The sequence below is a fragment of the Janthinobacterium sp. PAMC25594 genome, from assembly GCF_019443505.1.
GTDB lineage: Bacteria > Pseudomonadota > Gammaproteobacteria > Burkholderiales > Burkholderiaceae_D > Janthinobacterium.
The window spans coordinates 1,749,845-1,768,590 of sequence record NZ_CP080377.1; the positions used below are offsets into that span (position 1 = coordinate 1,749,845).

Genomic DNA, 18,746 nt, shown 5'->3' on the forward strand with positions numbered 1-18,746 from the left:
AACTTGCATTAATTTAGAAATACTTGACGGCTTGCAGCCAGAAACGGCCAGCCGCATCCGGTGCCGAGGTCGCCTTGGCATTGCCCAGCTTGTACGCGTAATACGCCTTCAGCACGAGCGCATTGGCGCCCGTCCACGTCACGCCCACGCCGGCGCCGCTCAGGGTGCGGCGGTTCTCGCCGGCGCTCCACGCGTCGCGGTTGAGCTTGACGGTGCCCGTGTCGGCAAAGCCAATCAGCTGCAGCTGACCAGCCACCGCAGTGAACGCCGGCAAGTTGTGCCGCAATTCCAGATTCAGCACATAGCCCTGGTCGCCGTACGCCTCGCCGCCCGGGTAGGCGCGCACGCCGCCCACGCCGCCGATGCCCATCTTTTCCGAGACATCGAGATTTTTCGACGCGGCCTGGCCGCTGAGGCTGCCGAACAAGCTCGTCTCGCCGCCCAGGCTTTGCACGCGCGCCGCGTTGAAGGCGAGCTTGTTGAAGTGGCCGTTGCTCTTCACCGTCAGCCGGTCGATCAGCAAGGCGAGCGGCGTCCCGATGTCGATCTTGCCCGTCGTGTAAGTCACCGAATAGGTGCTCGCGCCACCGCCGCCCCAGCCATCCTTGGCGTCGCCGTTCAGGTTCAGCATCCACACGCTGGCCGTCTTGTCGTTGACCGTGCCCGTCGATTCCGTGCGGTCCTGGAACGTCTTGTCGTCGTAGCTAACCTGCGCATACAGGTTGCTGCCGCGCGAGCGGATCAGCGGATAACTGCCATACGCGCTGGCGATCTTCGCCGTGCCCTTGGCGTCGAGCACGGCAAATTCCTTGCCCAGCTTGTAATCCATATACGTGTAGGCGCCGCCCAGGCGCAGCAACCCGGCCTGGCCCTGGTACGCCAGGCGGCCGTAGTTCAAGCCGTCGGCCGAGGTAAACGCGCGCACGCTGGCCACGTCGCCGATGCCGGCCAGTTCATTGATGTTCAAGGTGGCGCCGATGCGGTTGCGGCCCGTGTAGCGGTTGCCCTGGTTATCGACGTCGATGCTGCCGTTGAAACGCGATCCCGGCTGCACCTCGACGATGAGGTCGGATGCGCCCAGGGACGCGCCCGGCGCCAGGGTCGAGCTGACCTGCACGCCCGGCAAGTCCGACAGCAGCAGCAAGCGCCGCTCCAGCGGCGGCGTGGCAATCACTTGCCCGTCGAGACCGGCCAATATCGTGCCCGCCAGGCCGTCGGACAACGTGCTCTGGTTGCGCAACTGCACCTGGCCATACCGGCCCGGCAGCACATCGATAACGACCACGCCATCGTGGATATCTTGCGCGGGCAGATACGCCTGCGCGAGGAAATAGCCACGCTGCTGGTAATAGCTGGCAATCTTGCTGGCCATGGCGCGCAGCTCGCCCAGGGTCAGCTCGCTGCCGGGCACGAAACCCGTGGCCGCGAGCAGTTCGCTCTCGGCAAAGACGGGCGGCGCCGTCACCTGCAGGCGCCGCACCGTGATGCGCGTGGTATCGCCCACCGTGGTGGCCGGCACATTGCCCTGCTGCACGCGGATGGCCGGCGGCGCCTTCGGCAATTGCGGCGCGACAGGAATCTGCTGCAGCTGGCTGCCGGCGCTGGGGGGATCGACGGCCCAGGCGGCCTGGATCGCCAGTAACAAGGTCAGGGGGAGTAATTTGGTGTTCAAGGTTATCCTTTCTGGCGGCGCGCCCGCGCCAGGCACACCGCTTTTGGCTGCACCAACGGGGGAATACAAGAGCTGAAATGGCAGTATCTTTTTAATATTAATGTTAAATTCAATGGCAACTGAAAAATCAAGTTCTGCTCAGCAACATTAATCCATTTTAGCCCTTCGTCAGGCGAGAAAATACCTATCGGATGACCTCGTTCACCACATTGGTGCGACCTTAATGGCGATAGCCCTGAAATGCGAAAACTCCCGTGAAAATGTGCGTTTCAACTGAAAAATTCGTTGTCTCAACGCAACAATATTGCAATACCACCACTATCAATATGCTATTCCTCGCACGCACCACAACTGGAAATTAGGCAAGGCATTGGCATTACTTCAACACAAAACAATGTTATTTTTTCCATACGCGGATACGACTCCGATGACACACTTTCTTTTGGCGTATTGGTATGTCACATACTTGTAAAAATAAATTTTTAATATGTGAATATTGATATAAATATTATTTCTGACGGTGCGGAACGGGGATGGGCGGCGGGTTAAATTTCCGCGAGGAACACTGGCGTGGCAGGCATGCAACACCTCAGCCAAGGGTTGAGGTGTCGCATGCCGGTGGAGAGGAAGAAGAGAGGGAGTGCGCTACTGTACTGCTCTGGCCAGGCGCTACCTGAACAGCACGTATTTCGCCAGGGTCGCCGCATCGGCTTCGCTAAGCTGGCTGAATGGCGGCATGGGCACGGGGCCCCATTTGCCGGCGCCGCCACTGCGGATGTTCGCCGCCACGGCCGCGACACCATCCTTGCCCTTGTATCTGGCGGCCACTTCCGCAAAGCCCGGACCGACCACCTTCTGGTCGAGGGCGTGGCATGCCATGCAGCCATTCGCCGCCAGCAAGGTTTTGACATCCTTGCCGCTGGCGGCAGGGACAGCCGCTGCGGCTGGCCTGGCCATGGCCGCGGCAGGTGCGGCGGCGCCCCGCTCCGCTCCATAGGTTTTCACCAGGTAGTCGACCATGGCGGGCATGTCCGCGTCGTCAAACTGGGCGCCGAACGGCTTTTTCATCTTCTTGACGGTGGCTTCCCAGTAGGCGCGCGGCGAGGCAGGCGGCTGGCTCGATGCATACTGGGCCGCGTGGCACGTCATGCAGTTGCGCTGCACCAGCTGGTAGCCGGGCAATTCGCTGGCTTTGTAAGTCGCCGTTTCCGGTGGCAAATGGATTTCCAGCGCGCAGGCGCTGCCCGCCGCCGACAGTGCCAGCGCGGCAAACAAGATCTTCATATGGTTCTCCTTACACTGCCTGGATGCGCGTGGTTTCCACCACGTTGCGCATATAACCCATGGGATTCCACAGGGCTTTCATCGGTTGGCTCTGGCCGATGCGGTTGACGGCGCGCACCATCAGCACATGCTTGCCCTTGCGCGGCGCCTTCAGGACCATGCTCCACTCCCGGAAAGAGAAGCGCCCCAGGTCCTTGCCCAGCCTGGCTTCCTGCCAGCTGTGGCCACCATCGGCTGAAATCGCCACTTCGCTGATGCCCTGCCCGCCATCGAAGGCGATGCCGCGCAAGGCCAGGTCGCGCCCGGCCTTCACTTGCGCGCCATCTTGCACGCTGGTAATAAAGGAGCGCACGTTGAGGCGGCTGATGGGGGTCGTCTTGCCCACCGGTGTACCCGGCTCGATGAAGCCGGAACCATTGTCGGGGATGCGGTAGCCCGTGCTCATCCAGAAGCCGTCGAAGGGTTTGTCCAGCACGGTGATGTCGCTCAGGTGCTTGACCCAGTAAGTGCCGTAATAGCCGGGCACGATCAGGCGCAGCGGGTAGCCGTTGAGGAAGGGAATGTCTTCGCCATTCATGGCCCAGGCCAGCAGCACGTCGCCCGCCATGATGTGCTCGACGGACAAGGCTTTCTGAAAGTCGGGACCGTCGCCCACGGGCGGCGTTTCCAGGCCATTGAAGGCCACTTGCACGGCGCCGGCGCTGATGCCGGCCTTTTCCAGCACGGTTTTCAGGGGGATACCGGTCCAGCGGGCATTGCCCATGGCACCATTGCCCAGCTGCCCGCCATTCGCGCGCGGGGCGAAGAAGCCGCGGCTGTTGCCCGAGCATTGCGTCACGGCTACCACGTCGACGGGCACGGCCAGTTTTTTCAGCTCGGCCAGCGACAGTTCCAGCGGTGTTTTCACCAGGCCGGCGATGCGCAGCCGGTAGCTGTCGCCATCGATGCTGGTAGGCAAGCCGCTCCAGTGATAGCGCACAAAAAACGCGTCGTTGGGAGTAATCGCGCCTTCATTGAAGACGCTGAACGGCGTTTCCAGCTGGGGCGGACGGCTGGTCAGCAAGATCAGCGGGCGCTTTTGCGGGAAGGCCACCAGTTCTCGCTCGCCGTTTTCAAACGGCAAAGTGACGGACTCCGCCAAGGCTGGCCCCGCCACGGCGGCGGCGCCCAGGGTGGCCGTGGTGCGCAGGAAGCGGCGCCGGCTTGCTGGCAACACGGTCGTATCAGACATGTTTGAGCTCCACTTTGGTGTCGGCGGAGGCATCTCCGTTGCGGTCATCGTTGACCAGTTTCTTGATGTAGTACATGACGCTCATGATGGCCACGCTCAGCAGGCCGAACCAGAACGACACGCGCTGCTCCGTATCGGACGACACGCTCATGGCGCCGAGGATCACCAGCATGGCGATGATGGTGAAATACGTCAGGTAGGGGAAAAGCCACATGCGCACTTTGATGCGTTCCGGGCACTCACGTTCCAGGCGGCGGCGCAGGCGCAATTGAGATATCGCAATGAGCAGGTAGACAAACAGGATCAGGATGCCGTAGGAATTGACGATGAAGGGGAACACCAGGTCGGCCGACACGTACGAGACGGCAATGGCGAAATAGGCGAACAGAGTGCTGAACAGGATGGCGCGAATCGGCACGCCGTTCTTGCTCAGCTTGACCAGGCCCGTGGGCGCATCGCCGCGGCGCGTCAATGCAAAGATCATGCGCGACGAGGCGTACAGGCTGGAATTGAGGGCCGACAGCACGGCCGTCAGGATGATGGCGTTCATGATGTGGGCCGCGTACGGGATGTTCATCACTTTCAGGGCGCTGACGAAGGGCGTGGCGATGGCCGGCGAATCCCAGGGCACGATGCAGACCACGACAAACATGGAGCCCACATAAAACATCAGCACGCGCGTGATGACGGAGTTGGTGGCGCGGGCGATGGCCTTGGCCGGGTCCGACGTTTCGGCGGCGGCAATGGTGACGATTTCGGCGCCCGAATAAAAGGCCGTGGCGGCGACGGCGCCGCTCAATACAGGACCCCAGCCGTGCGGCATGAAGCCGCCGTTGCTGGTCAAAAAGCCCAGGCTCGGGATGCTGTTGGGCAAGCTGCCCGTGATGAACAGGGCGCCCACAAACAGGAAGACGACGATGGCGACCACCTTGATCGAGGCGAACCAGAATTCGAACTCGCCAAACGCTTTCACCGAGAACAGGTTGAGCACCGTCATCGACACGAGCAAGACCAGACTGATGGACCACGATGGCACCTCGGGCAACCAGAAATTGACCAGCTTGGCCCCGGCGATGGCTTCCAGCGCCACGACGACGACCCAGAAATACCAGTACATCCAGCCGCTCATAAAGCCGAGGAATTTCGAGACCTTCGGCTTGTCGTCGAAGGCCAGGCGCGCATATTCGTAAAAGGAACCGACCACGGGCAGGGACGAGGCCAGCTCGCCCAGCATGCGCATGATCAGGACGACCAGGCCGCCCGTGAGCAGGAAGGAAAGGATGGCGGCCGGGCCGGCGGCCTTGGCGATGACGCCGCTGCCGACAAAGAGGCCGGCGCCGATCACGCCGCCGATGGCGATCATGCTCATGTGGCGTTGCTTCAGCGAGTGCTGCAAGCCCGTGTTGTTATGGTTGTCGCTAATCATGTGTGTCTCCTAGTAATATCTGAAGCTCGGTGCGCCCTCGCCTGCTGCGGCCTGTTTCTGCCGCGCGGCTTTGTTTTATTTGGGCAACACCGTCAAGCAGCATCGATACATCATCAAATCAGTCTGGTTGGCTGCATGCCATAAGTCAATCTGGAAATGCAGCGGCCCGGCGCGGCAGCCAAGAGGCAAGCGCGCTGGAGAGTAAGTACGGGGTATGGCTGAGTTATTGCTGGTTGAAAAAAAGGGAGCGGCGGCAACACTTGTGGCGTGCGCGCCACTCCCGGGAACGTCTTACACCTTGCCCTTCCATGGCACGAGGGTACGTTCGAGGTAGCGCATCATCAAATCAAACAGGAAAGCAAAGAAGCCGATCACGATAATGCCCATGATGACCACATCGCTGGCGAGGAACTCGGAGGCGCTCAGCACCATGTAGCCGAGGCCGCGCGTGGCCGCCACCATCTCGCCCGCCACCAAGGTGGTCCAGCCCACGCCGATGCCGATGCGCATGCCGGTGAGGATTTCCGGAATCGCGGCACGCAGAATCACGTGCACGATGACCTGGAAGCGGGTGGCACCCATCGAATAGGCCGCGTGGATCTGCTCCAGCGACACCGAACTGACGCCGGCACGGGCCGCGATCGCCATTGGCGCGAAGATGGCCAGGAAGATCAGGTAGACCTTCGAGAATTCGCCGATGCCGAACCAGATGATGACCAGTGGCAAGTAAGCGAGCGGCGGCAACGGACGGTAGAACTCGATCAAGGGATCGAAGATGCCGCGCGCCACGCGATTGACGCCCATCATCACGCCGATGGGAATGGCCAGCACGCAAGCCAGGCCGAAGGCGCCGAACACGCGCACCAGGCTGGCGACCGTGTGTTCCCACAGGGTGGCGCCGCCGAAGCCGGTGGTGGCCGCCATGATGAATTTCTCGTACACGGCTTGCGGCGAAGGTAAAAACAAGGGTTTCACCATGCCGCTGGCCGTCACGCCAAACCACAGCAACAGCACGACGATGACGGTGACGCTGGCAATGCGGCTGGAATTGCCCTGCCCCGGCGCGCCGAACGCTTCGCCTGGCATGGCGCAGCGGGGGGCGAACAGGCGGCCAAAAAAGCCGGCGCGCTTGGCGGTGGCGGGAGGAAATCCCACGACGGATGGGCTATGCATGGGACACCTCCAGCTCTTTGTTGACTGCGCGCTCGTCGCCATAAATGATGTTGAGCACCGTTTCGCGCATCTTGATGAAGTCCGGGCTCGATTTCACGGCGCGCGCATCGCGGCATTCGAGGAAGCGCTTGTTGAAATCGAGTTCATACGTGTGCGTGATGCGGCCCGGACGGGGCGACATGACGATCAGCCGGTTCGCCAGGAACAGCGCCTCGTCGACGCTGTGGGTGATGAAGAAGAACATGGTGCTGGACTTGGCCCAGATATCGAGCAGCAATTCCTGGATGGTTTCGCGCGTCAGCGCGTCGAGCGCCGCCATCGGTTCATCCATCAGCAGCATGGCGGGATTGCTGGTCAGGGCACGGGCGATGCCCACCCTTTGCTGCATGCCGCCTGACAACTGATAAATCATATTGTCGTGAAAGTCCTTCAAGCCCACCAGCGCCAGGTTCTTCGCCGCCTGTTCGCGCCGCACGGCTTTCGCCACGCCTTGCAGCTTCAGGCCGAATTCCACGTTTTCCATCACATTCAGCCACGGCAGCAAGGCGTGTTTCTGGAACACCACGCCACGGTCGGCGCCCGGTCCTTCCACTTTATTCTCCCCGAGCATGATTTCGCCCTTGGACGGGGCAATAAAGCCCGCCATCAGGCTCAGCAAGGTTGTCTTGCCGCAACCGGAAGCACCGAGCGCGACGACGAAGTCGCCGCTATTGATGGTGAGATTGACATTATTTAAGGCATGTACGCGTTCACCGGCCGTCTTGCCCGGATAAATCACGCTGACATCCTTGACGTACAGATTTTCCATGATGTCCCCGCATAGGTAGTACTTCAGTTCAACGCATTCTGTTCAGTCAGCGCGCCCGCAGACGCGCCATGGCACAACGTTTACTTCAGCAGGCCGGCGGCCTGTGCATACCTGGGTGTCACATATTTGGCGTAGTCAGGGGCCAGCGTATCGATCTTGCCTTCCGTCTTCAAAAATTGCGCCGTGGCCAGCAAGGCTTGCGCCACGCCGCCCTTCGCGCCGCCACCGAGCCAGGCCGGCGAGGCCTGCTCCTGCAGCGATGGATAGGCGTACAGGGCCACGGAAGCGGCCACGTCCTTGGCAGCCGCGCCCGAATGCTTGACGTTGGCTTTGACTTGCGGAGAGTCAATGGTCCATGCCTTCGGATTGGCGCGGTAGTCGGCATCAAAAGCGGCCATCACCTTGACGAACTTGGCCATGAAGTCGGCGTTCGCTTCGCCCCAGGCGCGCTCGACGGCCATGCCGTCAAACGTGGCCTTGCCCTTTTTGCTCAGTTCGCCGGAGGTCACCAGCACCTTGCCGTTTTGCTTGAGTTTGCTCAAGGCCGGGTCCCACACGAAGGCGGCATCGATGTCACCGCGTTCCCAGGCGGCGGCAATCTGGTTCGGCTGCATGTTGAGCAATTTCACTTCGGATGGCTTGATGCCCCACGTTTCCAGCGCGAACATGGTGTGGAAGTGCGTGGTGGAAACAAACGGCACGGCGATCTTCTTGCCGCGCAAGTCGGTCGGCTTGCTGATGCCGGCGCCGTTGCGGGCCACCATCGCTTCGGCTTCATTGATGTCGTCGATGATCCAGAACAGCTGCAGATCGACGCCGCGGCTGACGGCCGCCGTCAGCGGGCTGGAACCGATGACGCCGATCTGCACGTCGCCGGACGCCATGCCGGTGGCTACCTTGGCGCCCGAATCGAACTTGCGCCAGTTGATTTTATAGCCGGTGGTTTTTTCCACTTCGCCGCTGGCGATGGCCACCAGGAAGGGACCGTTAATTTCCTGATAGGCAATCGTCACTTCCTTGCCTTGCGCGAAGGCCGTGCCGCTTGATGCTACCGCCACGCCCAGCACCAGGGTGCCGAGGACGGCGCGGCGCAGCGTTGAAAATACCGTTTTGCTCGGGGTTTTGCTCGTGTATGTGTTCATGTCTCACTCCAAGTTATTGTTATGTGTGAACGTTCGGGCAATCTCATCCCTTTCGGGAGACGCCGCTGTTTGCTCTTTGTCAACCATGCGGCGGCTTAGTACGGCTACTGCTATTACTATTTAAAACACCTCATCCTTCAAGTGATACCAGCGGTACAGGAAGCGCTGGCCCAGGCGGCGGAACGGGGCGAACGCTTGCGACTCGACCAGTTCCATCATGTTCGGGTACGGCAGTTTCGAATTGAAGATCGGCAAGCCCGTGTCGCTGGCCTTGCCCGCGATGCGTTCCGCCATGCGCCGCCCCGCCTGCGCCGAGTACATGACGCCGTTGCCGCCGTAACCGAGCGAATAGAAGATCGATTGCTTCGGGTCCGGTTGCACGATGCGCGGCATCATGTCGTGGCTGACGTCGACCCAGCCCCACCACGAATAATCGATGCCGATCCCGGTCAGCGCGGGGAACTTGCGGTGCAGATCGTTGATCAAAAACTGTTTGTATTTGTCGTCCGGCGCGTCGGCGCCCGTGATGGCGCTGCGGCTGCCGATCTGCACGCGGTTGTCCGGCATCAAGCGGTAGTAGTGGCGCAAAATGCGCGTATCCGTGATCACCTGGTGGGTGCGGAAATTGCACGCCTCGATTTCCGCCGGGGTCAACGGGCGCGTGACGAGCGAGTTCGACAGGATAGGCAGCAAGCGGTTTTTCACTTGCGCATGCAGATGGGGCGAGGTGTAGCCGCCCGTGGCCACGGCCACGGCACGGGCACGCACCACGCCGCCCGGCGTTTGCAGATAATGCACGCCATTGCGCGTTTCCCAGCCCATCACGGGGCTGGACGGATGCACCTTGGCGCCCAGCGCGCGCGCCTTGCGCAGGTAGCCGAACGCCAGCTTGCCCGCGTGGATGCCGATGCCTTCCGGCTCGTGCAGCGCGCCGGCCGCTTCCTTGTCGTCGACAAATTCGCGCTTGACGGTGTCGGCGTCGAGGATGCGCGCGTCATACTTGAAGACCTCGCGCATGAGCTTGGCTTCTTTTTCCAGCGCAGGCATGGCTTTCGCCTTGTGCGCGATGTACAGGTGGCCTCCCGGCTGCGGCTCGCAATCGATGTCGGCCGTGATCTTCTTGAATGTTTCCATCGCATCGCACACTTCCGCGTGCAATTTCAGGGCCGTGTCCATGCCATAGCGGTCTATCCACTGCGAGCGTTTCAGGCGGCCCGTCGTGCATTGCGCCTGGCCGCCGTTGCGCGTGCTGCAGCCCCAGCTGACCCGGTTCGCTTCCAGCACGGTGGCCTTGATGCCGTGTTCCTGGGCCAGGAAGATGGCGCAGGAGAGACCGGTAAAACCCGAGCCGATGATGGCCACGTCGACGTCGATGTCATGCGTGATGGGGCCGTCGTCGGCGGGCGGCTCGCCGGCCGTGCCGATCCAGTAGGTGGGCGCGTAGGCATTGCCGTGGCCGGGACGCTGGGCCACCAGCGGATCGAAGGCGGGATCGTAGGGCGTGCGGGCGGCGGTGCTGTTGCCCAGTACGTCAGATGGGGTGTCGACAGGTTTGTTCATGATCATTCCTGGTGAACGTACTGGCTTAAGCTTTGACGACAGGTGGGCGATCCTTGCGGAAGGCGTTCTTCACGGCGATCTTGCCGTCGCGGAAAGTGAAGATGTCGACCATGCGCGCCTCGATGCGCGTACCGTCCGCCTTGGTGCCGGCAAAGGTCGACTCCGTCACGCCGCGCTCGCCGCTGACGAAGTGTTCGGGGTTGAGCCAGGCGGCGTCGGGGAAGGTTTGCCAGGCCAGTTCGAAGCCGGCGCGCACGGCGTCGCGGCCGATGAAGCTCTTGCCCAGCAAGTCAGGACCGGCCACGGCGTGAAATTCGCAGTCGTCGGCCATGGCGGCCATCAGTGCCTCGATATCGTGGCGGTTCCAGGCATCGCCGAACGCTTGCAGGAAATCCGTAGTAACAGCGGTGGTGACGGCGTCGGTGTGCGGTACAGGGTGGTTCATGGTGGTCTCCGTAAATCGTTTTTGATACGCTACGTTCCGTTTTTTGTCTTTTATTGAATTTAAGCCTTAAGCATGGCCTTGTCAAATCAAATAATTCAAAAAACGGGACGCCTTGTATTCTTTAATGAAACTGTGATGTTTTGGTGACAATCTGTGAGAATTTGGTCACAAGGCTTTGTCGGATTACGCCGGGCTTTCGCCCGGCTAATCCGACCTACACAGTCGCGTAGGTTGGGTAGGTTGGATTAGCCCGCCAGGGCGTAATCCAACAACACCCGCTACATCAAACGTAATCTTTATATTTATCCAGATGACGCACCGGCTTACTCAGCGCATCGCGGCGGAACGGGTCGCCCAGTTCGCGCGTGCACATGATTTCGATGATGGTCGTCTTGCCTTCATTCATCTGCATGGCTATCGCTTTCTTCAGGGCCGGCCCCACGTCTTCCAGCTTGTCGACCGTGATGCCTTCGGCGCCCATGGCGCGCGCAATCTCGGCAAAGCTCTGGTTGTCGAGTTCACCGGCGACGAAGCGGCGGTTGTAGAAATCGACCTGGTTTTTCTTTTCCGCGCCCCACTGGCGGTTGTGGAACACCACGGCCGTCACGGGAATGTTGTGGCGCACGCAGGTCATGGTTTCCATCAGGCTCATGCCCCAGGCGCCGTCGCCCGCATACGACACGGCCGGACGGTGCGGCGCGGCCACCTTGGCGCCGATGATGGTCGGGAAGGCGTAGCCGCAGTTGCCAAAGCTCATCGCCGCAAAGAAGCTGCGCGGCTTCTCGAAGCGCAGATAGCTGTTCGCCACCGAGTTGATGTTGCCGATGTCGGTCGACACCATCACGTCTTCCGGCATGGCTTTTTCCAGCTCGCGCAAGACCTGGCGCGGGTGCAGATAGTTGCCCGGCTCTTTCTTTTGCTCTTCGATCATGTCCAGGCTGTACGCATCTTTTTCGTGCGTCCAGTTGTCCAGTTCATCTTCCCACGCGGCTTTTTCCGCCTCGATGGTGGCCTTGCGCGCGTCGCGCGTGGCGTCGCAGTCGAGCGTCTTGCCGTCCAGGCGAGAAAGAATCGCTTTGGCGGCCGCCTTGGCGTCGCCGCAGATGCCCACCGAAATCTTTTTCACCAAACCGAGCATCTTGTTGTCGGCGTCGATCTGGATGATCCTGGCGTTTTTCGGCCAGTAATCCATGCCGTGCTGCGGCAAGGTGCCGAACGGTCCCAGGCGCGAACCGAGGGCCACGACGACGTCGGCCTGGGCGATCAGTTTCATCGCCGCCTTCGAGCCTTGATAACCGAGCGGACCGCACCACAGCGGGTGGCTGGCGGGAAACGAGTCGTTGTGCAGATAGCTGTTCACCACTGGCGCACCGAGGCGTTCGGCCAGCGCCTTGCACTCTTCGATCGCTTCGCCCATGACGACGCCGCCGCCCGAGATGATGACGGGGAACTTGGCCTTGGCCAGCAGTTCGGCCGCCTCATTGAGGCTGTGTTCGCCGCCGGCGCCACGGTCCAGGCGGTTCGGTTTTGGGATTTCCGCCTTGATTTCGCCATAAAAATAGTCGCGCGGGATGTTCAATTGCGTCGGCCCCATTTCCGACATGGCGCGGTCAAAGCAGCGGCCCGTGAATTCCGCCATGCGGGCCGGATTGGTGACGTGGCCCTGGTACTTGGTAAATTCCTCGAACATCGGCAATTGATTGGCTTCCTGGAAGCCGCCCAGGCCCATGCTCATCGTGCCCGTTTCCGGCGTGATGATGACGACAGGGGTGTGCGCCCAGTAGGCGGCGGCGATGGCCGTGACGCAATTGCTGATGCCGGGGCCGTTCTGGCCGATGACCACGCCATGGCGGCCCGAAACGCGGGCATAGCCGTCGGCCATGTGGCCGGCGCCCTGTTCGTGCACGACGGGAATCAGCCGGATGCCGGCCGGGGCAAAGATGTCCATCGGATCCATGAAGGCCGAGCCCATGATGCCGAACATGTCGGTCACGCCATTGGCGGCCAGGGTTTCCACGAACGCTTCGGAAGGCGTCATCTTTTGCGGGCCCGTGGGGGTGGCCGCTGCGGCGGCGGCTTTTTGCTCGGTCATGTCATTCATGGGTGTCTCCTGGTCTGTGGTAATGAACTGCACTGAAATTATCAAAAAACGGTATATTTTGTTCCGAAATTTGATATACAATTCAATTTAAGCGCTCGGCAATCAAAAGTCAAACAGAATTTCGAGGAAACGGTACAATTTGAGTTCGAAAATGAAATAACACGACAGACACCACACCGAGGCCACCATGGACATGATTTCATCCCCAAAACTTGAGCCGGAAAAACTGGAAGGCGACACGCCCACGATGCGTTTGTTTGCCTTGCTGGAAGTGATTGCCGAAAAAGACCAGTTGCTGTCGCTGCAAGCGCTGGTGGAAGAAACGGGGCTGCCGAAACCCACCCTGCACCGCATGCTGCAACAGCTGGAAAGCGTGGGCGTGCTGCAGCGCGAAAGCGATGGCCGCCACTACAGCACGGGCGTGCGCCTGCGCCGCCTGGCGTCGAACTTGCTAATTAACAACACGTTCCATGGCGCCCGCCGCATGGTCTTGCGCCAGTTGGTCGAGGAAGTGGGCGAAAGCTGCAACCTGACGGCCTTCAGCGGCAGCGAAGTGGTGTACCTGGACCGGGTGGAAACGGCGGCCCCGCTGCGCTTCTACCTGCATCCCGGTTCACGGGTGCCGGCCCACTGCTCGTCGAGCGGCAAGCTGTTCCTGGCGCAGATGACGCCCGTGCAACGGCGCCGCCTGCTGGGCCACATGGAATTGACGCGCTTTACGGACAAGACGGAAACGGACCCCGTCAAGCTGGAACGCGAACTGGAACTGGTGCGCCGCAACGGCTATGCGCTGGACGACGAGGAATTCCTGCCCGGCCTGCTGTGCGTGGCCGTGCTGGTGCCGAACCCGAACGGCCGCTCGAACCTGGCCGTGGCGATCCAGGCGCCCATCATCCGTTTGACGCACGACAAGGCTTTACATTTCTTGCCAGCATTGCAACGCGCCGCGCAAGCCCTGGCCGCCATCGAATCGGAAACCATGCCGACGACGGGCGGGGACGACGACGCACTGCAGGCAGGTAATTCATAACCGCTGCGGCACCCATGCTGCGGCTAGACCAGGAGAACAAGGTGCCAGATTCACGCCAACATCCCCCCGCCGCAGCGGCGCAAACCATGCAGTCCGTGCGCGGCCTGTTCCATATCGACAGCGACCTGCTCGTGCCCGTCTTCACGGAGCGCGACCCGCACGTGCCCGACATCGATCCCGCCTACCGCTTCAACAAGGACGTGACCCTGGCGATTTTGGCCGGTTTCACGCATAACCGCCGCGTGATGGTGCAAGGCTTGCACGGCACGGGCAAGTCCACGCACATCGAGCAAGTGGCGGCGCGCCTGAACTGGCCTTGCGTGCGCGTCAACCTGGACGGCCACATCAGCCGCCTGGACCTGGTCGGCAAGGATGCCATCGTGCTGCGCGAGCAGCAGCAAGTGACCGAATTCCAGGAAGGCATCGTGCCCTGGTCATTGCAGCGTCCCGTGGCCCTGATCTTCGACGAGTACGACGCGGGCCGCCCCGACGTGATGTTCGTCATCCAGCGCATTCTGGAACGCGACGGCAAGTTTACTTTGCTCGACCAGAACCGCGTCATCACGCCGCATCCCCACTTCCGTTTGTTCGCCACCTCGAACACGGTGGGCCTGGGCAACCTGAACGGCATGTACCACGGCACGCAGGTGCTCAATCACGCGCAGATCGACCGCTGGAACATCGTTGCCACCTTGAACTATTTGCCGCAGGACGAAGAAACAGCAATCGTGCTGGCGCGTGTCCCTGCCATGAACGACGCGGCGGGCCGCCAGTTGGCGGCCTCCATGGTGGCCGTGGCCAGCCTCACGCGCCAAGGCTATGCGGCGGGCGACCTGGCGTGCCTGATGTCGCCGCGCACGGTGATTACCTGGGCCGAGAATTGCCAGATCTTCCGCGACCCGGCGCTGGCGTTTCGCCTGTCCTTCCTCAACAAATGCGACGAGGCCGAACGGCCCATGGTGGCCGAGTATTACCAGCGCTGTTTCAATGAGGAATTGCTGGCGAGCCAGGCATGAGTACGGACGCGACCGCGCCTGCCGCCTACACGCGCGCGCAGCAGGAAACGGATGAGCTGTGCGCGGGCGCCATCCGCGCCCTCAGTGGTTCTTCCTCGATACGCTACCGGGGCCGGCGCCTGCACGACGGTCACCGCCCCCTGCCCATCCACGCGGCCCATCTGCAGCCCGATGCGGCGCTGCAAGATTTGCCCTCGCTGCGCGGCGCGGCCGACAGCGTGGCCCTGCGCCTGCTGCATACGGATGCGGCCCTGCACAAAACGCTGTGCCCGCCCGAACCCGTGGCGCGCCTGGTGTTCGAATTGCTGGAGCAGTTAAGGGTGGAAACGCTGGCGCCCGATCAACATGCCGGCGTCATCGCCAACCTGCGCCACCGTTTTACGGCATGGTCGCACGCGTTCTACGATTCCGGCCTGGCCGAAGGCGCGTCGGGCTTGCTCTTGTATACAGTGTTCCAGATGTGCTGGTCGCGCCTGACGGCCAGGCCCGTGCTGGAAAAGACGGAAGATTTTATCGAGGCCACGCGCTGGTCCGTGTCGTCACAGCTGAGCGGCGACCTGGCGGGCTTGCGCCGCCACCGCGCCGACCAGACCGCCTTTGCGCGCCACGCGCTGGCCATCGCCCATGCCGTCGACGCCATGCTGAAACAGGCGCAAACGGCGCGCGACGGCAGCCAGGACGACGGGGGCGACGCCAAGGCGCAGGCGGCGTTCAAGCTGCTGCTCGATTTCGACAGCGACAATGACCACCTTCCCGATGCCGCCCCGCTGGGCGACAGCCGCGCCTTCAGCGATGGCGACGGCGGCTACAAGGTTTACTGCACGGCGTATGACCGCGAAGACAAGGCGGGCGAACTGGTGCGCCGCGCCCTGCTGCTCGACTACCGCGAACGCATGGATGGTCGCATCGCCAGCCTGGGCATCAACACGGCGCGCCTGGCACGGCGCTTCACGCAATTGCTGGCCGTGCCCCAACGCGACGGCTGGTCGTTCGGCGAGGAAGAGGGATACATCGACGGCCGCCGCCTGGCGCAGCTGATCAGCTCGCCGTCCGAACGCAGGCTGTTTCGCAAGGAACAGTTTTTGCCGCAAGCCGATTGCCTGGTCACCTTTCTTGTCGATTGCTCCGGCTCCATGAAGACGCACGCGGAATCGGTGGCCGTGCTGCTCGACATTCTGCTGCGCGCGCTGGACCAGGCGGGCATCACCACGGAATTGCTGGGCTTTACGACGGGCGCGTGGAATGGGGGAAGAGTCAGGCGCGACTGGATGCGCGCCCGCTCGCCCGCCAACCCGGGCCGTTTGAACGAACTCGTGCACATGGTCTTCAAGGATGGCGATACCAGCTGGCGCCGCGCGCGGCCCGATATCGCCGCCCTGTTAAAGGCAGATCTGTACCGCGAAGGCGTCGATGGCGAAGCGGTGGATTGGGCTTGCACGCGCATGCTGGCGCGCCCGGAGCGGCGGCGCATCCTGCTCGTCGTGTCAGATGGTTGCCCGATGGATACGGCCACGAATCTGGCCAACGACGAGTTTTACCTGGCCCAGCATCTGAAACAGGTGGTGGCGCGCCGCGAAGCGCAGGGCGCCGTGGAAATCTGCGGGCTGGGACTGGGCCTGGACCTGGGCGCCTACTACAGCCGCAGCCTGGCCACCACCCTGCCCGCCTCGCTGAACAATGAGCTGTTCAGCGAGATCGCGCAGTTGCTGGGTGGACAGAAACGCTAGTGCCTCAAGCCACTTCGTAGCGCACCGTGTGCGCCTCCATCGGCAGCGGGATTTCCCAGTTCCACAGCATGCCCTGCAGCTTCTTGTTGCTGAGCGAAGTGTCGCGCTGGCCGTTGCGCCGCAGTAATTCCTTGCGCGGCTGCTCCAGGTACACGAGTTCCACCTGCGCATGGTATTTATACAGCAGGTTCAGCGTCTTCTCGCGCATCAGCCGGGACAGATGCGTGGCGTTCCACACGAACGGTTCGCCCTTGCGCAACAGCTCGCGCGCGCGCTCTTCCGCGTAGTCGCCCACCTGCCCTTCGTTCTTGCCGTGCTTCAAGCCCAAGGCCGTCCGCGCATCGTCAAACGACACGACGGGCAGGCGCGGATGGTGCTTGTCCACCCACGTATTCTTGCCCGATGCGGGCAAGCCCGACATGACGATCACGTGCGAACCCGGCTCCTGGAACAGGGAATAATCGGGATGCGCCTCGGCGCCGCGAAAGTATTTCACGCGCGTGTGGTCGTCGACAAAGGCGCGCCGCTGGCCATAGCAGCCCTCCTCGCGCGCCAGTTCGCGGAACAGCTCGATTGCGTCAAGGATGCGCTGCGGGTCCGGGCAGATGCGGCCGCGGATGTCGGCCTCGGCCAGCATAGCCAGCAAGCGGATATCGACCTGCCACGACAGTTCGCGCACGGTGAACTCGGGCGTGACGCCGCGCCGCGATTGTTCCAGCGCAAAGAACGGCACCTGATGCACATTGATCAGGCGGCAGATTTCCTCGCGCACGGCAAACGGCACGTCGCCATCCCACAGGGCGATGCGCGCATCGAGCGCGCCCTTGCGCGAATGGCCGGGCTGGCCGATGGCGCCCGTGACCGGGTCGATCACCGTGGTGCTGCACTTGGCCACGTCGTGCAGCAAGGCGGCCAGGAAGACGATTTCCTGCTCCGCCCTCGTGGCTTGCTGATACTCAGGCATGCCCAGCAGGGATTCCACCACCATCATGGTATGCGTCCACACATCGCCTTCCGCGTGATACACGGGGTTTTGCGGCGTCGTTTTCGCCAGTTCCAGCTGCGGGAAAGCAGCCAGGCAGGCGCTGAAGTCGGGCGACTGGCCCGCTTGCGGCACCAATTGCCGCAGGGTTTTCCAGTGCATCATTGTGTACTCCTTGAGAATGCTGCCAGGTCGTCGAGCGAGCGGCAGGTGTGCAAGCCCAGGCTCTCCCACGTGACCAGCGGCTGCGGCGCGTACAGGTCCACGCCGTCGGCCAGCTGGTTGGGGATCAATGGCCGCGTGCTGTGGTGCGAACCGCTGTCGAGGATGGTTTGCGTAAAGTCATGCCGCACCAGCTTGTAGCGGGCCAGCACTTGCTCGTCGTCTTCCACTTTCAGGTACAGCCCTTCCGCGTGGTCGGACTTGTCCGTCTGCTTCCAGCACAGGTCAAGCGGCAGGCGTTCGCGCGCCACCACGTTTTCAAAGGCGTCGCGCCACAGGCGGGACTTGGCCAGCGAATGGCGCAGCAGCTGCCACAACTGTTTCGGCGTCGTGGGCATCAGGCCCGCATACAGCACGGGGACCGACAGCACGGGCGAGCCGGCCAGCATGGCGTGGCGGCGCGCCGTCGACAAAAACATCTGACTGCGCCGGCAATACACGTCGAATTCGTTGAAGTAATGGGGCAGCCGGTCGTAAAACACGGAATGCTTGCTGTAAGACCATTCGCCAAACAGCACAAACTGCTCTTCCAGCAAGCCCAGCAAGGCGTGTTCGTGCGCATGGGCCCACGGTTTGAGCAGGTTGAACTGGCGTTCGCTGCCGCCGCCCGCCAGGTAGTGGCCGCGCGACTGCAGCAGCACCTCGCCCGCATCGCTGAACGACACGGCGGAGTTGGCGCCATCGATTTTTTCCTCGATGACGACGTACTGGCCGGCCAGCTTTTTCAGCGGCATCTGGTCCGAGCCGTCGTCGCCGTCCTGCAGGCGCGAGCCTTCCAGGTGCGGCGTGCGCGGGTATTTGAATAAGGGCAAAGATTGTAAAAACATAGCGTCCCACGCCGCGTTCACCGGGGCGTGTCCATACAGGGTCAGGGGTGCTGACGACGTGTTCGGGCGTGGACGATCAGGACGGTGGTCCTGGATACGT

General features: G+C 62.1%; 15 protein-coding genes. 3 read left to right on the forward strand and 12 right to left on the reverse strand.

Annotation, left to right across the window (positions count from 1 at the left end; translation table 11 throughout):
- Window positions 1–13 precede the first annotated feature (13 nt).
- From KY494_RS07695 to xsc, 10 genes are all read right to left on the reverse strand, one after another.
- On the reverse strand, window positions 14–1,672 hold the full coding sequence (locus KY494_RS07695) for a ShlB/FhaC/HecB family hemolysin secretion/activation protein (protein WP_219890493.1): 1,659 nt from the start codon (window positions 1,670–1,672) through the stop codon (window positions 14–16).
- Between the two features lie 669 nt (window positions 1,673–2,341).
- Entirely contained in the window at window positions 2,342–2,956 is a 615-nt protein-coding gene (locus tag KY494_RS07700; RefSeq protein WP_219890494.1) for a c-type cytochrome, read from the reverse strand.
- A 10-nt stretch (window positions 2,957–2,966) separates the two neighbouring features.
- A complete protein-coding gene (locus KY494_RS07705; protein ID WP_219890495.1) occupies window positions 2,967–4,187 on the reverse strand; it encodes a molybdopterin-dependent oxidoreductase in 1,221 nt (406 codons plus the stop codon).
- The gene (locus tag KY494_RS07710; protein WP_219890496.1) at window positions 4,180–5,613 is read right to left on the reverse strand and encodes an amino acid permease; all 1,434 of its coding nucleotides are present in this window, start codon (window positions 5,611–5,613) and stop codon (window positions 4,180–4,182) included. Before KY494_RS07710 ends, KY494_RS07705 begins: the two co-directional genes overlap by 8 nt.
- A gap of 291 nt (window positions 5,614–5,904) precedes the next feature.
- A complete protein-coding gene (locus KY494_RS07715) occupies window positions 5,905–6,699 on the reverse strand; it encodes an ABC transporter permease subunit (RefSeq protein WP_243136601.1) in 795 nt (264 codons plus the stop codon).
- Between the two features lie 79 nt (window positions 6,700–6,778).
- Entirely contained in the window at window positions 6,779–7,594 is an 816-nt protein-coding gene (locus tag KY494_RS07720) for a taurine ABC transporter ATP-binding protein (RefSeq protein ID WP_219890497.1), read from the reverse strand.
- 80 nt (window positions 7,595–7,674) lie between these two features.
- Window positions 7,675–8,736, reverse strand: coding sequence for a taurine ABC transporter substrate-binding protein (tauA, locus tag KY494_RS07725; protein WP_219890498.1), 1,062 nt, complete (start codon window positions 8,734–8,736; stop codon window positions 7,675–7,677).
- 120 nt (window positions 8,737–8,856) lie between these two features.
- Window positions 8,857–10,296: an FAD-binding oxidoreductase gene (locus KY494_RS07730; protein WP_219135580.1), complete on the reverse strand. Its 1,440-nt coding sequence runs from the start codon at window positions 10,294–10,296 to the stop codon at window positions 8,857–8,859.
- A gap of 25 nt (window positions 10,297–10,321) precedes the next feature.
- Entirely contained in the window at window positions 10,322–10,741 is a 420-nt protein-coding gene (locus tag KY494_RS07735) for a nuclear transport factor 2 family protein (RefSeq protein WP_219135581.1), read from the reverse strand.
- Between the two features lie 283 nt (window positions 10,742–11,024).
- Complete coding sequence (gene xsc, locus KY494_RS07740) at window positions 11,025–12,833, reverse strand: sulfoacetaldehyde acetyltransferase (protein WP_219891520.1); 1,809 nt, start codon at window positions 12,831–12,833, stop codon at window positions 11,025–11,027.
- Between the two features lie 202 nt (window positions 12,834–13,035).
- Between xsc and KY494_RS07745 the strand changes: the two genes are divergently transcribed.
- From KY494_RS07745 to KY494_RS07755, 3 genes are all read left to right on the forward strand, one after another.
- Window positions 13,036–13,872, forward strand: a complete 837-nt coding sequence (locus KY494_RS07745; protein ID WP_369811606.1) for an IclR family transcriptional regulator — start codon at window positions 13,036–13,038, stop codon at window positions 13,870–13,872.
- A gap of 86 nt (window positions 13,873–13,958) precedes the next feature.
- On the forward strand, window positions 13,959–14,888 hold the full coding sequence (locus KY494_RS07750; RefSeq protein ID WP_219135751.1) for an AAA family ATPase: 930 nt from the start codon (window positions 13,959–13,961) through the stop codon (window positions 14,886–14,888).
- Window positions 14,885–16,615: a cobalt chelatase gene (locus tag KY494_RS07755; protein WP_219890499.1), complete on the forward strand. Its 1,731-nt coding sequence runs from the start codon at window positions 14,885–14,887 to the stop codon at window positions 16,613–16,615. Before KY494_RS07750 ends, KY494_RS07755 begins: the two co-directional genes overlap by 4 nt.
- Window positions 16,616–16,619: 4 nt before the next feature.
- Here KY494_RS07755 and KY494_RS07760 read toward each other — a convergent pair whose 3' ends face one another.
- The gene (locus KY494_RS07760; RefSeq protein WP_375143463.1) at window positions 16,620–17,762 is read right to left on the reverse strand and encodes an AAA family ATPase; all 1,143 of its coding nucleotides are present in this window, start codon (window positions 17,760–17,762) and stop codon (window positions 16,620–16,622) included.
- Window positions 17,759–18,646, reverse strand: coding sequence for an RNA ligase family protein (locus KY494_RS07765; protein WP_219890500.1), 888 nt, complete (start codon window positions 18,644–18,646; stop codon window positions 17,759–17,761). The genes KY494_RS07760 and KY494_RS07765 overlap by 4 nt, the downstream gene beginning before the upstream one ends.
- Between the last annotated feature and the right edge of the window lie 100 nt (window positions 18,647–18,746).